The 14065-nt window shown below is 65.0% G+C and carries 11 protein-coding genes; 5 read left to right on the plus strand and 6 right to left on the minus strand.

The window, feature by feature from the left end; translation table 11 throughout:
- Nucleotides 1-30 precede the first annotated feature (30 nt).
- The 6 genes from HEP69_RS05060 to HEP69_RS05085 all read right to left on the minus strand — a co-directional run bounded on the left by HEP69_RS05060 (nucleotide 31) and on the right by HEP69_RS05085 (nucleotide 5400).
- Nucleotides 31-651 carry a d(CMP) kinase gene (locus tag HEP69_RS05060; protein ID WP_290557471.1) on the minus strand — a complete coding sequence of 207 codons (621 nt, stop codon included), beginning with the start codon at nucleotides 649-651 and terminating at the stop codon, nucleotides 31-33.
- Nucleotides 648-2000, minus strand: coding sequence for a 3-phosphoshikimate 1-carboxyvinyltransferase (gene aroA / locus HEP69_RS05065; RefSeq protein WP_290557472.1), 1353 nt, complete (start codon nucleotides 1998-2000; stop codon nucleotides 648-650). Before aroA ends, HEP69_RS05060 begins: the two co-directional genes overlap by 4 nt.
- A 120-nt stretch (nucleotides 2001-2120) precedes the next feature.
- Complete coding sequence (locus HEP69_RS05070; RefSeq protein ID WP_290557474.1) at nucleotides 2121-3200, minus strand: amidohydrolase family protein; 1080 nt, start codon at nucleotides 3198-3200, stop codon at nucleotides 2121-2123.
- Between the two features lie 80 nt (nucleotides 3201-3280).
- Nucleotides 3281-3985, minus strand: a complete 705-nt coding sequence (locus tag HEP69_RS05075) for a tRNA (guanine(46)-N(7))-methyltransferase TrmB (protein ID WP_290557475.1) — start codon at nucleotides 3983-3985, stop codon at nucleotides 3281-3283.
- Nucleotides 3986-4033: 48 nt separating this feature from the next.
- Nucleotides 4034-4624: a GNAT family N-acetyltransferase gene (locus tag HEP69_RS05080; protein ID WP_290557477.1), complete on the minus strand. Its 591-nt coding sequence runs from the start codon at nucleotides 4622-4624 to the stop codon at nucleotides 4034-4036.
- Nucleotides 4621-5400: a methyltransferase domain-containing protein gene (locus HEP69_RS05085; protein ID WP_290557478.1), complete on the minus strand. Its 780-nt coding sequence runs from the start codon at nucleotides 5398-5400 to the stop codon at nucleotides 4621-4623. Before HEP69_RS05085 ends, HEP69_RS05080 begins: the two co-directional genes overlap by 4 nt.
- Nucleotides 5401-5587: 187 nt before the next feature.
- Between HEP69_RS05085 and HEP69_RS05090 the strand changes: the two genes are divergently transcribed.
- From HEP69_RS05090 to HEP69_RS05110, 5 genes are all read left to right on the plus strand, one after another.
- Complete coding sequence (locus tag HEP69_RS05090) at nucleotides 5588-8047, plus strand: FAD-dependent oxidoreductase (protein WP_290557479.1); 2460 nt, start codon at nucleotides 5588-5590, stop codon at nucleotides 8045-8047.
- Between the two features lie 250 nt (nucleotides 8048-8297).
- Complete coding sequence (locus HEP69_RS05095) at nucleotides 8298-10487, plus strand: thiamine pyrophosphate-dependent enzyme (RefSeq protein ID WP_290557480.1); 2190 nt, start codon at nucleotides 8298-8300, stop codon at nucleotides 10485-10487.
- Nucleotides 10484-11521 carry an ACP S-malonyltransferase gene (locus tag HEP69_RS05100; protein WP_290557481.1) on the plus strand — a complete coding sequence of 346 codons (1038 nt, stop codon included), beginning with the start codon at nucleotides 10484-10486 and terminating at the stop codon, nucleotides 11519-11521. The genes HEP69_RS05095 and HEP69_RS05100 overlap by 4 nt, the downstream gene beginning before the upstream one ends.
- 16 nt (nucleotides 11522-11537) lie before the next feature.
- A complete protein-coding gene (locus HEP69_RS05105) occupies nucleotides 11538-12749 on the plus strand; it encodes an FAD-binding oxidoreductase (protein ID WP_290557482.1) in 1212 nt (403 codons plus the stop codon).
- An 86-nt stretch (nucleotides 12750-12835) separates the two neighbouring features.
- Nucleotides 12836-13984, plus strand: coding sequence for a lytic murein transglycosylase (locus tag HEP69_RS05110; protein WP_290557484.1), 1149 nt, complete (start codon nucleotides 12836-12838; stop codon nucleotides 13982-13984).
- Nucleotides 13985-14065: the final 81 nt, after the last annotated feature.

The raw sequence follows: 14065 nt of genomic DNA on the forward strand, positions 1-14065 counted from the left end.
TTCACATTTTCAGAAAATTTCCGCCGATTTTTACGGACGAGCCACGCTGACCCGCGCCTCAATCGCGGCGATCGCGGCGGCAACCGCTGCCTCGACAGACATCTCCGATGTATCGATGATCACCGCATCCTCGGCGGGGCGCAGCGGCGCCTCGGCGCGCTCCATATCACGCGCGTCTCGGCCGCGGACGTCGTCCAGAACCTGCTCATATGCGGTCTCGATGCCCCGGCCGATCAGCTCATCATAGCGGCGCCTGGCGCGCACCTCGGCGCTGGCGGTGACATAGAGCTTGGCCCCGGCATCCGGGCAGATCACCGTCCCGATATCGCGCCCGTCCAGAACCGCGCCCGCCGCACGGCGGGCAAAGGCGCGTTGAAAATCCACCAGGGCCGCGCGGACCTCAGCAATCACCGCGACCTTGCTGGCGGCCTGGGCCACGTCAGGTCTGCGCAGATCGGCGTTCTCCAGCACCTTGGCATTTAGTGTCCGGGCCGCTTCAACCGGATCGGCGCCGTGCAGGACCGCATGGGCCACCGCACGATAGAGGAGCCCGGTGTCGAGATGCGCAAAACCGAAATGCGCGGCCACCGCACGGGAGATTGTGCCCTTACCCGCCGCAGCCGGACCGTCAATGGCGACCGCGAAACTCATTCCTGGACCTGCGCAACATCTGCACCCAGAGCCGCCATCAACGGCTCGAACATCGGAAATGACGTGGCGATTGGCCCTCCGTCATCGACCGAGACAGGGGATTGCGCGGCCATGCCGAGAATCAGAAAGGACATGGCAATCCGGTGATCGAGATGGCTGGCACAGCGGGCGCCTCCCGCGACACCGCCTGGACCCGCGCCTGTCACGATCCACCAATCGGGGCCGTCTTCGACCGCCACACCATTGGCGCGCAGGCCGCTGGCCATCGCCTCGATCCGGTCACTTTCTTTCACGCGCAGCTCCTTGACCCCGCGCATCACGGTCTGTCCTTTTGCGTTGGCGGCCACGACCGACAGGATGGGGTATTCGTCGATCATGCTGGCGGCACGCGCGGGCGGCACCTGGGTCCCGCGCATGTGGGGCGAAAAGCGCGCGCGCAGATCGGCCACCGGCTCGCCCCCCTCCTCGCGTTCGTTTTCGTAGGTCAGATCGGCGCCCATCTCCTGCAAGGTCGCAAAAAGCCCCGCCCGCGTGGGGTTGAGCCCGATGCCCGGCACCAGCACGTCCGAGCCGGGCACGATCAGCGCGGCACAGACCGGAAACGCGGCAGAGGACGGATCGCGCGGCACGGCGATCTCTTGCGCGCTGAGTTCGGGCTGCCCGGTCAGGGTGATCACGCGGCCCTCGCCGGTCTCCTCCACCGCGATCTGGGCGCCAAAGCCTGCCAGCATGCGTTCGGTATGATCGCGGGTCGCCTCGCGTTCGATCACGACAGTCTGGCCCGGAGCGTTGAGCCCCGCAAGCAGCACCGCCGATTTGACCTGCGCCGAGGGCACCGGGACCGCATAGCGCACCGGGACCGGGTCTGCCGCCCCGACGAGGGTCATCGGCAACCGCCCGCCCGCGCGCCCCACCGCCCGCGCCCCGAACAGCGCCAGCGGATCCGTCACCCGCGCCATGGGGCGCCCGTTCAGGCTCGCATCCCCGGTGAAGGTGGCGCTGATGGGCGAGGTGGCCATCGCCCCCATGATCAGCCGGACGCCGGTGCCGGAATTGCCGCAATCGATCACCTGATCGGGCTCGGCAAAGCCGCCCACGCCCACGCCCCGCACCGACCATGCCCCGCCGCCGTGATCGGTCACCTCAGCCCCAAAGGCGCGCATCGCCCGCGCGGTATCGAGCACGTCCTGACCCTCCAACAGACCGGTGATCCGTGTCTCACCGACTGACAAAGCGCCCAGGATCAGCGCCCGGTGCGATATCGACTTGTCCCCGGGCACCTCGGCCACACCGCTCAGCGGGCCGCAGGGGCGGGACATCATCGCCTGGGGCGTACCGTGACCGGACATATCGGGGACCTTTCCTTTGCAAAGCCCCCCGGCCTTACCCAATCCGCGCCAGCCGGTCCAGCGTCAATGGCGCGGTGCCAAGCGGTCGGCAGGCCCGGTCCCTGCGCGGGGCTCGATCTCTCAGCTCTCGCCCAACCAGCGACGCGGGTTGTCGTGGGCGATGGCGTGGAAATCCTCCTCGCCCAGCGCATCGCGCAACTTGATCGAGACGGCTTTCTCCGACAAGGCCTCCTGCCGGGTCATGTAGAAATCCGACCCAAAAAGGACCCTCTCGCGCAGACGCGAATCCTTGAGATACATCCGCAACAGCGAAATGTGATTGTCGAACTTGAAAATCGTATAGCTGATATCGGTATAGAGGTTGGGGTAATTGCCGCTCCTGATCATCTCCTCGATCACCGACACCCAGTTTTTGTCACGCGCCTGCGGGTCATCGGGATCGAACCCGTCCCGCAAGAGCGAGATCCAGTCCTGATCGCCGCCGAAATGCGCAAGGCACAGACGCAGATCGGGAAAGCGGTTGAGCACCGTCTCATAGGCGCGCGGCTCGGTTACCTGATCCTGGCGGTATTGCAGCCAGCCCTTGTGATAGACGCCGCCACGCGAACAATGGCTCATCACCGGAATGTTGCGTTCGACGCAGAAGGGATAGACCTCCTCCATCAACACCGGATGATCGGGCGCAAAGCCCAGTTTGGTATAGATCTTGAGCCCGCGAAAACCCAGCTCGTCGACACAGCGGCGCACCTCCTCGGCCGCACCAGGGCGGTCGGGATAGATGGTGGCAAAGGGAATCACCTGCGGGCCGTAATCGGGATCGGCGGCCAGCCGCGCCAGCCCGTCATGCTGGGCAAAGATATCCTCGTTGACCGGGCCATGGCCGATCAGCTCCATATCCATCGGCAGCACCACAAAGCGCGTGTCCTTGGGATAGTAATGCAACAGCTCACGAAAGACCGCGCGCTGGCTGGATCTGGAGCCGGTGCGGTGAAACGCTTCCATCCGGGCCAGGAAATCGGTGACCTTGTCGTAAGGTGTGAAAGACGAAAGCCAACGGAAGAACCGTGCCAGCCCGGGCACATAGCGAAAGATCGCAACCGGCCAGGCCGGAAAGTAGAGCGGCGTATGATCGGTGGTAAAGGTGTGAACGTGACAGTTCACCATCTGTGTTTTCGGCGGGTCGGCGGGTGTGTCGGGCATGGGCTAAACGGATCCGGCAAAATGGCATGACATCAGGCAATGCCCCAACCCTAGCACGAAAATACAGCGGGACATACCCGCTAGCCGTGCCGCCGGAACGTCAGGTAGTGCGGCACCCGCCCTTCACGCAGCGCCTTTTGCTCGTACCGGGTCGATATCCAGTCGTCCCACGGTAAACGCCAATCGGCAGGCCGCTCTGCCAGCCAGTCGAACCCGGCGCGCGGCACCTCCTCAAGCGTCTGGCGCACATAGTCAGGGATGTCGGTCGCCACACGCAGGATTGCTCCGGGCTTCATGATGCGCGCCAATGGTCCCAAGTGTTCGGCCGTGACGAACCGGCGCCTGTGGTGGCGTGCCTTGGGCCAAGGATCGGGATAGAGCAGGAAGGCGCGCGCGATCGAAGCCCCGGGCAGCACATCCATCAGATCGCGCGCATCACCGGGATGAACCGCCAGATTGTCCACGCCCGCCCGCCGGATCTTGCCCAGCAGCATCGCAACGCCGTTGACATAGGGTTCCGCGCCGACGATCCCGACGCCGGGGTTTTCAGAGGCCTGGTGCACCAGATGCTCGCCGCCGCCAAACCCGATCTCAAGCCAGACATCGCGGTCCCCAAAAAGCTGCCGGAGGTCGAGCGGATGGCGTGCAGGGTTCTCATCCCAGCTCACAGGTCCGGGCGAGAGGGCGGTGAGATCCTCGTCTAGATAGGCCTTTTGGCTTTTCTTCAGCGCCTTGCCTTTGAGGCGGCCATAGAAGTTGCGATGGGGTCGGATGGGGTGTGTCATGGCGCCGGGCTTTAACGCCAGTTGCCGGAGGGAGCAACGGCGCGTGTTTCAGGCTCCGGCTTGCCATTCCGGGCGGGTGATCTCGAACCAGCAGACATCGTCATAACCATAAGCGCGTTTGCGACCCAGGGGGCGCAACCCGCATTTCCCCAAAACTGCCTGAGATTTTGCGTTACCGGGGTCTGTGGTGGCAACCACCTCCGCCAGTGCGGTCTGCTCGAATGCAAAGCGCAGGAGGCGCGCGCAGATCTCGGTGGCGAACCCCTGCCCCCAGGCCGAGGGGATCAGCAGATATCCGACCTCGATCTGCGCATCGGGATAGGCGCCCGGCACAACCCGGTCCCATTCGATGTCGGGCGCATCGATGGGCACCGGGGTCAGCACGGCGTCGCCGATCTTTTGTCCCGTCTCTTTCAGCGTGACGCACCAGATCCCGATGCGCCCGCCTGCACCGCGTTTGACGGCATCGGACATATGCGCCCGAACCGCCTGCGGCGTCATCGGATCATCGACATAGCGCATCACCGCCGGATCGCAGAGCAGCGCACAGGCGATGTCCTCGTCCTGAGGCGCCAAAGGTGTGAGGCGCAGCCGCTCCGTCTCCAGCACCAGCGCATCGGCGGATAGCGGGTCGATCACGCGGGTTTCCTTGCGCGGATATGGTGGGGGCAATGCTCCCCCGATTGCAGGACCGGAACCATCGCGGTCCAGATCTCGATTTGATGGTCGATGAAGGCCGGATCATGGTCCGCACGCCAGCGGTCGCGGTTGGCGCCCGACAGCTCTTCCAGCTCCTGCGCCGCGACCCCGGCATACCAGGGCGCGCGGTTGACCAGTTCGACCTCGGTGAAGCCCGCCTCTGTCATGGCCTGCTCATAGCGGTCCGGAGAGGCCATGGCGAACTCCAGCGCCTCCATCTTAAGGTAATGCGCCATCTGGGGCGAGGGTTCTCCGTCATGTGACATCAACCAGTCCGAAGCGGCAAAACGACCCTGGGGTTTCAGCACGCGGAACGACTCTGCCGCGAGGTTGGATTTATCCGGAATGTGGATGATGGAATCCTTGGAAAAGACCACATCGAAGGTGACATCGGGGAATGGGAACGGACCCGGCACGACCTTGGTGATGCTGACACGCTCGGCGAGTCCCGCCTGCCCCACCCGGGCGCGGGCTGCGGTACAGACCGGATCCTCAACATCGATACCGGTAACCCGGGCCGCTCCATAATCCTGCGCCATCAGGACCGCAATCGCGCCGGACCCACAGCCGATATCCAGTACATGCTTGCCCGCAAGATCGACACCGTCGAGCACACGTGCCACCTCATCCGGGCCACCGGGCGACAGGAACCCGTCCCCCCAAAGGTCTTCGAGAAACCGGATATGATCCGTATCATAAAGATCCTCGTCGCTCATGGTTCCCCCTCGATTGAACAGCCATTCAATCGAGTTTTTCGCGAATCTGCCCAGTTCACAAGCCTTTTTGTCTTGCGGCGTGCAGGATTACCACTCACCGCCCATTGAATGATCATTCAGTCGATTGCAAATGCCGGGTCCAGTTGCTAACGATCACGAATAGCCCTTTTCAACCGGAGCTTCTGACATGCCCGATACGCTGCCCAGCCATGCCCAGACCGTCATTATCGGCGGCGGCTCCATTGGGACCAACACCGCTTATCATCTGACCAAGCTGGGCCACCGCGATGTGGTGGTTCTGGAACAGGGCCAGCTGACCTCCGGCACCACTTGGCATGCGGCGGGGCTGATCGTGGCCGGACTGCTGAAATCGGAGGCCGAGTGCGAGATCTATACCCATGGGCGCGATCTCTATGCCCGGCTTGAGGCAGAGACGGGCCTGCCCACGGGTTTTCGGGATGTGGGATACCTCCAGATCGCCAATAATGACGAGCGGATGCATGAGATGCGGCGCGTGGCCCCCTTCATGCGCCGGTTCGGGATCAATTGTTACGAAATCTCTCCGCGTGAGGCGCAGGAGATGTTTCCCATTGGCGACCTCTCCGACGTCAGGGGCGCGTTCTATATCCCCGAGGATGGGCGCGCCAATCCGGTGGATCTGACGATGTCGCTGGCCAAGGGCGCGCGCATGGGCGGCGCGCGGATTTTCGAAGGCGTGCGCGTCACCGAGATTATGGCCCAGGGCGCCACCGCAACCGGCGTGCGCACCCAAAGCGGCCAGACGATCACAGCTGAAAACGTGGTGATCTGCGGGGGCATGTGGTCGCGCCAGCTGGGCGAGCGGCACGGGATCACCCTGCCCCTGCAAGCGGCCGAGCATTACTATCTGATCACCGAAACGATCCCCGATCTGCCGCGCGATCTGCCGGTGCTCGAAGATCCGTCGACCTATACCTATTACCGCGAGGAAGTGGGCGGGCTGATGCTGGGCCTTTTCGAGCCCGGAGCCGCGGCCTGGAAACTGGGCGGTATCCCCGACGATTTCCAGTTTGGCGAGATCGAACCGGATTGGGACCGCGTCGGCCCGGATCTGGAAAAAGCCTATTCCCGCGTGCCCGAGACGATGAAATACGGGGTCAAGAAACTCTTTTGCGGGCCCGAAAGCTTTACCCCGGATCTGGCCCCGCTGGTGGGGCCGACGCCCGCGCTCAGGAATTGCTGGGTGGCCTGCGGGATGAACTCCCTGGGTATTCTCAACGGGGCGGGCACCGGCATGGTGCTGGCCCATTGGATCGTAGACGGGCTGCCGCCCATCGACGTCACGGGCATCAACGTCAACCGTTTCCAGCGGTCGGAGGCCACACCCGCCTTTCGCCGCGACCGCACCCCTGAGCTTTTGGGCAAGCTTTTCGGTCAGCACTTTCACAACGAAAGCCCCCGGACCGCCCGAAATGTCAAACGCTCGGTCCTTTATGACCGGCTCACGGCGGCGGGTGCCTATTTCGGCGAGGGCAACGGCTGGGAACAGCCCGACTGGTTCGCGCCGACACCGGAACAGGCAAAGATCGACAGCTATAGCTGGTTCCGCCAGACCTGGTTCGATTGGCATGCCGAAGAACATCGCGCCGCGCGCGAGGATGTGGTGCTGATGGACATGACGTCGATGTCGTGTTTCCTGGTTCAGGGACGTGATGCCTGCGCGTTGCTGTCGCGTCTGTCGTGCAACGAGGTCGACGTGGCGCCGGGCCGCGTGGTCTATACCGCCTGGGTCAACGAACGTGGCGGGTTCGAGGCGGATCTGACCGTGACGCGGCTGGATACCGACAGGTTCATGGTCGTGGTGGGCGAAAACTCCCACGGGCATACCGAGATGCGCATGCGCCGCCATATCGGCGCAGGGGAATTCGTGACTATCACCGATGTCACCGCCGGGCGGACGCAAATCAACGTGCATGGCCCCAAGGCGCGGGAGCTGATGCAGCGCGTCTCGGGCGCGGATCTGAGCAATGAGGGCTTCCCTTTCATGACCGCCCGCGAGATCGACGTGGGCTATGCCTGGGTTCTGGCCTACCGCGTGACCTTCATCGGTGAACTGGGCTGGGAGCTGCATGTGCCCGCAACCCAGGCGGTGCAAACCTATGATCTGTTGATGGAGGCCGGGCGCGATCTGGGGCTGAGGAACGCAGGGATGCAGACGCTGAACTCGCTGCGACTGGAGAAGGCTTACCGCGATTTCGGGATTGATGTGGACAATACCGACAACCCGATCGAGGCGGGCCTTGGCTTTGCCGTCAAGCTCGACAAACCGGGCGGCTTCATCGGGCGCGACGCGCTGGCGGCGATCAGGGCGCAGGGCGTGCCCAAGACGCGGATGCTGCAATTCCTGCTCAAGGACCCCGAGCCGCTGATGTATGGCAACGAGATGATCTATCTCGGCGACCGGCAGGTGGGCTACATCCAGGTGGGCGGCTATGGCCATTCGCTGGGCGGGGCGGTCGGCATCGGCTTTGCCGAGCTGGATGAGCCGCTGACAGCCCAGATCGTGGCGGATGGTGACTGGTCCATCGAGATCGCGGGGGAGCGGATTGCAGCCACCGCCTCGCTCAAACCGCTCTATGATCCGGGGATGGCAAAGATCAGGTGCTGATCTTCGCGGCGCAGGGTGGCGCACACCAAAAAGCTGGGACTGAGGCCCGCACCGCCTGCTTCTTCTTGCCCAAAATACCGCCGGGAAGCCCGAAGGGCTGGCCCCTCGCTCCTGCCATCAGCCGCCCGCGCAGGACCTATGGCCACAAAGATGCCGGACAGACACCGATCTGACTTGACCCTCCCAAGGGCGCGCATAAAGCTGCCGCGCGCATGGCCCCGGTGCGGGGCGCAACGCTTGGATGGTACCGATGGATCGCGCCCAGATCGTACATGAGAATTTCCTGCGGCGCACCGCAGAGGCCGACCTGCCCCCCGGTCCCGGCCCGACCGGTGTCTTGAAAAACGCCCAAGCCGTGCGCCTTTTTCGCGCCCAGGTGCTCAGCCGCCAGCTCGACCGGATCAGCCGCGAGATGCAAAAGGCAGGCGAGGGGTTTTATACCATCGGCTCGTCGGGCCATGAGGGGATGGCAGCGGTCGCCCACGCCCTGCGGCCCACCGATATCGCCTTTCTGCATTACCGCGACGCCGCCTTTCAGATCGCGCGCGCCGATCAGGTGCCGGGCCAGAACATGGCCTGGGACATGCTGCTCTCCTTTGCCTGCGCGTCACAGGACCCGATCAGCGGCGGGCGGCACAAGGTTCTGGGCTCGCGCGCGCTGATGATCCCGCCGCAGACCTCGACCATCGCTAGTCACCTGCCCAAGGCTGTGGGGGCCGCGTTCTCCATCGGAGCGTGCAGACGCCGCGCGCCCGAACATCAGATGCTGCCGACTGACGCCATCGCGATGTGCAGCTTTGGCGATGCCTCGCTCAACCACTCCACAGCACAAGGCGCGATCAACACCGCGGGCTGGACGGCGGTGCAGGCGACGCCCTTGCCCCTGCTGTTTGTCTGCGAGGATAACGGCATCGGGATCTCGACCAAAACGCCCACCGGCTGGGTCGAGGCCTCGATGCGCCACCGCGCGGGTCTGCGGTATTTCCGGGCCAACGGGCTCGATCTTTACGACACATACGCCGTGGCGCAGGAGGCCGCGCACTATGTCCGCACGCAGCGCAAGCCCGCCTTCCTGCATCTGGGCGCGGTGCGCCTTTATGGTCATGCGGGCGCGGATGTGGCGACCTCCTACCTGCCCAAGGCAGAGGTCGAGGCCGACGAGGCCAACGATCCGCTGCTGCATTCCGCGCGCCTGCTGGCAGAGGCGGGCGCGCTGACGCCCGAGGCCGCCCGCAGGGTCTATGAAGAGACCGGCGCGCGGCTGACCCGGCTGAGGGCCGAGGTCGTCACTTGCCCGCATCTGAAAACCGCGTGCGACGTGATGGCGAGCCTCATTCCCTCCAAACGCCCCTGCCGGCCCACAAACGGCCCCACGCCAGCGGCGCGCGGGCAGGCCTTCGGCGCCGATCTCAAAGCGATGGAGCAGCCACAACCGATGTCGCGGCTGATCAACTGGGCGCTCACAGATCTGATGCTGACCCACCCCGAGATCACGCTCATGGGCGAGGATGTGGGGCTCAAGGGCGGGGTCTATGGTGTGACGCAAAAGTTGCAAACCCGGTTCGGCAAGGATCGGGTGATCGACACGCTGCTGGATGAACAATCTATCCTGGGTCTGGCCATCGGCATGGGTCAGAACGGGTTCATCCCCATCCCCGAAATCCAGTTTCTGGCCTATCTGCACAATGCCGAGGATCAATTGCGCGGGGAGGCCGCGACGCTGCCGTTTTTCTCCAACGGGCAATTCACCAACCCGATGGTGCTGCGCATTGCCGGGCTGGGATACCAAAAGGGGTTCGGCGGGCATTTTCACAACGACAATTCGCTCGCCGTTCTGCGCGATATTCCCGGGGTGATCATCGCCTGCCCGTCCCATGGCGCGGATGCCGCCTGCATGCTGCGCGAATGCGTGCGGCTGGCGCGCGAGGAGCAGCGCGTGGTGGTCTTTATCGAACCCATTGCCCTGTATCCGATGCGCGATCTGCACCACGACAAGGACGGCGCCTGGATGCGGACCTATCCCGCGCCCGACCGCTCCATCCCGCTGGGTGAGGTCGGAGTGACCGGCGATGGCACCGATCTGGCCATCGTGACCTATGGCAACGGCCATTACCTGTCACAGCAAGCGCACCACCGACTGGAGGCCAACGGCATCAAATCCCGCGTCATCGACATGCGCTGGCTGGCGCCCCTGCCCGGCGACGCGCTGCTCAAGGCCACGGCAGGCTGCGGCCAGATCCTGATCGTGGATGAATGTCGGCGCACCGGCAGCCAGTCCGAAGCGCTGATGGCGTTCTTTGTCGAGGCCGGGCGCGGCCCCGCCATCCGCATCGCGGCCGAGGACAGCTTCATCGCAACGGGGCCGGCCTATGCCGCGCCCCTGCCATCGGCCGATCAGATCGTGGCCACGGCCTGCGCGATGACAGGGCATGCGCCATGACCCGCACCGCCGTTCTGATCTGCCCCGGGCGGGGCACCTACAACAAGCCCGAGCTGGGCTACCTCGCCCGCCACCATGCAGACCGGGCCGAGATGCTGGCCGAGTTCGACGCGATCCGTGCCGAGACCGGGCAGGAAGCCGTGACCGCTCTGGACAGGGCCGCGCGGTTTGCAACAGCGCTGCACACACGCGGCGATATCGCCTCCCCGCTGATCTATGCGGCCTCTCTGGGCGATGCACTGGCGGTGGATCCCGACATCGAGATCGTGGCCGTCACCGGCAATTCGATGGGCTGGTATACCGCGCTGGCCGCAGCCGGTGCGCTGTCGCCCGAACACGGGTTCCGGCTGGTCAACACCATGGGCGCGCTGATGCAGGAAAGCCTGATCGGCGGGCAGATAATCTATCCCTTTGTCGGCGAAGACTGGCGCGACGATCCCACCCGCAAGGCCGAGCTGTTTCAGATCGTGGCCGATATCGACGCGCGCGCAGGAAACAGCCTGGCGCTTTCGATAGATCTCGGCGGCTTGCTGGTGCTGGCGGGCGACGAGATGGGGCTTGCGGCGTTCGAGGCGGCAGTGCCTGCGGTGCAGGGGCGCTTTCCCCTGCGCCTGCCCAATCATGCGGGCTTTCATACCGCGTTGCAGGCGCCTGTCGCCGAACGGGGGCGCGCCGCCCTGCCACCCGCGATGTTCGGCCAGCCCCGGCGCCCGCTGATCGACGGGCGGGGGGAGATCTGGTGGCCCCATGCCACCGATACGCAGGCGCTCTGGGACTATACGCTGGGCCATCAGGTGACGCAGGCTTATGATTTCACCCGCGTGATCCGCGCCGCAGCCGAGGGGTTCGCACCGGATCTCTTCATCCTCACCGGTCCGGGCAGCACGCTGGGCGGGGCCGTCGCCCAATCGCTGATCCTGGCGGGATGGGCGGGGATGCGCTCCAAGACCGATTTCCAGGCCCGGCAGGCCGCAGACCCGCTCCTGCTGTCGATGGGACTGGCGGACCAGCGCCCTCTGGCCACCGGCGCCTAACGACAGGAGACCTGCCATGAGCCAGACCTATGCCAGACCGGAGGCCGCGCGCTACGATGTGGTGATCGTGGGGGGCGGCATCTATGGCGCGGCGATCTCGTGGTTTCTGAGCCGGGATCGCGGCTTTGACGGCACCATCCTGGTGGTGGAGAAAGACCCCAGCTATGCCAAGGCCGCGACCTCGCACACCAATAGCTGCATCCGGCAACAGTTTTCGACCGCGATCAATGTGGAGATTTCGCGCTTTGGTGCCGCATTCATCAAAGGGTTCCGCGACCATCTGGGCGACGCGCGGGTCCCAAAGATCGTTCTTCAGCCCTTCGGGTATCTCTTTCTGGCAGATACCGAAACGGCGCTGGCCAATCTCAAGGACCAATACACCGTGCAACAGGCCGCCGGGGCCGCGACGATGCATCTCACCCGCGACGAGATCGCCGAACGCTATCCGTTCTATGCGCTCGACGATATTCTGGGCGGCAATCACAACCTCCTCGACGAGGGCTATTTCGACGGCAACACCATGTTTGACTGGTGGAAACGGCTGAGCCGCGAAAACGGTGTGACCTGGCTGACCAATGAGGCGGTGGAGCTGAAACTGTCGGCAAATGGCACCCGGGTGGAGGGCGTCACCTTTCAGACCGGAGAGACCGTCGCCTGCGGCACGCTGGTCAATTCGGGCGGCACATGGGGCGTGCGCACCGCGCGGATGGCGGGGCTGGACCTGCCGATTGAGCCGCGCAAACGCTATACTTACATATTTGACGCGGCCCAACCGCTCGACCGCGATCTGCCGCTGACGATCGACCCGTCGGGCGTGCATGTGCGCACCGATGGCCGGTACTATATGGTGGGCAGCGCGGGGCATGACGATCCCCCCGTCGATCCCGATGACTTTGCCGCCGATCACGGTCTGTGGGAGGACAAGGTCTGGCCCGCGCTGGCCAGCCGCATCCCGCAATTCGAGGCGGTCAAGCTGATCAATTTCTGGGTCGGCCACTACGATTACAACCGGATCGATCAGAACGCCATCGTGGGCCCCGACCCGCGCGTGACGAATTTCATCTATGCCAACGGGTTCTCGGGACACGGGCTGCAACAATCGCCCGCCCTGGCACGTGGCATCGCCGAATGGATCGCGCATGGCGCCTACCGGACGCTCGACCTTTCGCCTTTGGGGATCGCGCGGCTGACCCAGCCCCGGAGCGCGCGCGAACAGGCGGTGATCTGAACCGGCAGATCTCCGCTTGGCGCTTTGCTTGGCGGGTGGATCACGCTAGGCTGGGCGCAAAGAAAAACGCATCGAGCAGGCGGCACATGACCCTTAAACGACGATCTTTCGGATTGGGCCTTGCGGCCCTCACCCTTTCGGCCTGCGGCAGCCGCGCGCCGAGCCTTGCCACCGCGCGCCCCGCCCAAGGTCTGCCCGACGACCTGCGCCCAGAGCCCAACGGCGCCTATGACGCCTGGGTCGCGGCATTCCGGCCACGGGCGGCGGCGCAGGGTATTTCGGACGCGACGCTAAGTGCTGCGTTTCGCGGCACCGGCTATCTGCCCGGCGTGGTGCGGCGCGACCGCAACCAGACCGAATTCAAGCGCAGTCTGGAGGATTACCTGGCCATCGCCGCCTCGGACGAGCGGATTGAAAAGGGTCGCGCGGCCTTTGCGCGCCATGAACGCGTCCTGCGCGCGCTTGAGACGCAGTACGGCGTTGACGCGCGCATCATCACCGCGATCTGGGGGCTGGAGAGCTTTTACGGAGAGCGGAAGGGCGATGTGCCGGTGATCTCGGCCACCTCGACGCTGGCCTTTGACGGGCGGCGCGGGGCGTTTTTCGAGCGTCAGCTTCTGGCCGCGCTCGAGATCCTGCAAAACGGCGATATCACACCCGCCCGGATGACCGGCAGCTGGGCCGGGGCGATGGGGCATACGCAGTTCATCCCGACCTCCTATCAGGCGTTTGCGGTGGATTTCACCGGCGACGGGCGGCGCGATATCTGGTCGGACGATCCGTCCGACGCGCTGGCCTCCACCGCCGCCTATCTGGAGCGCAATGGCTGGACGCGCGGCCTGCGCTGGGGTGCGGAGGTAGGGGCGGGCGCGCCGCAGGGCGATGTCATTGAGCCGCAGCCGGGCGGGCCGCGGTTTGTGGTTACGCGGAATTTCGGGGTCATCAAGCGCTATAACAACTCGGACGCCTATGCGATCGGCGTGGGTCACCTGGCCGACCGGATCGGCGGCGCGGGGCCGCTGCGCGCGCCCTTCCCGCCCGATGAATACGGGCTGACCAAGGATGACCGCGTGGCGCTGCAAACCCGGCTGACCGCGCGCGGGTTCGACACGCAAGGCGCCGACGGGGTGATAGGCCCGAACTCCCGCGCCGCGATCAGCGCCTATCAGCAGGCCCACGGGTTGCCAGTCACAGGCGATCCGTCGCCCGCGCTCTTGCAGCGGCTCGGGGGCTGAGGGGTGTGCGCACCCCGCACCCGAGCGCGGGGTCAAGGCCGCAGGCCGCCGTGCTATCGCCGCCCCGCGGTCCGGCAACAA

The sequence above is a fragment of the Aestuariivita sp. genome (assembly GCF_021404545.1).
Lineage (GTDB): Bacteria > Pseudomonadota > Alphaproteobacteria > Rhodobacterales > Rhodobacteraceae > Aestuariivita.

What these genes read in the sequence shown, in the direction of transcription:
- HEP69_RS05060 (WP_290557471.1), bottom strand. Translation starts at nt 651, where the DNA reads ATGAGTTTCGCGGTCGCCATTGACGGTCCGGCTGCGGCGGGTAAGGGC.
- aroA (WP_290557472.1), bottom strand. Translation starts at nt 2,000, where the DNA reads ATGTCCGGTCACGGTACGCCCCAGGCGATGATGTCCCGCCCCTGCGGC.
- HEP69_RS05070 (WP_290557474.1), bottom strand. Translation starts at nt 3,200, where the DNA reads ATGCCCGACACACCCGCCGACCCGCCGAAAACACAGATGGTGAACTGT.
- HEP69_RS05075 (WP_290557475.1), bottom strand. Translation starts at nt 3,985, where the DNA reads ATGACACACCCCATCCGACCCCATCGCAACTTCTATGGCCGCCTCAAA.
- HEP69_RS05085 (WP_290557478.1), bottom strand. Translation starts at nt 5,400, where the DNA reads ATGAGCGACGAGGATCTTTATGATACGGATCATATCCGGTTTCTCGAA.
- HEP69_RS05090 (WP_290557479.1), top strand. Translation starts at nt 5,588, where the DNA reads ATGCCCGATACGCTGCCCAGCCATGCCCAGACCGTCATTATCGGCGGC.
- HEP69_RS05095 (WP_290557480.1), top strand. Translation starts at nt 8,298, where the DNA reads ATGGATCGCGCCCAGATCGTACATGAGAATTTCCTGCGGCGCACCGCA.
- HEP69_RS05100 (WP_290557481.1), top strand. Translation starts at nt 10,484, where the DNA reads ATGACCCGCACCGCCGTTCTGATCTGCCCCGGGCGGGGCACCTACAAC.
- HEP69_RS05105 (WP_290557482.1), top strand. Translation starts at nt 11,538, where the DNA reads ATGAGCCAGACCTATGCCAGACCGGAGGCCGCGCGCTACGATGTGGTG.
- HEP69_RS05110 (WP_290557484.1), top strand. Translation starts at nt 12,836, where the DNA reads ATGACCCTTAAACGACGATCTTTCGGATTGGGCCTTGCGGCCCTCACC.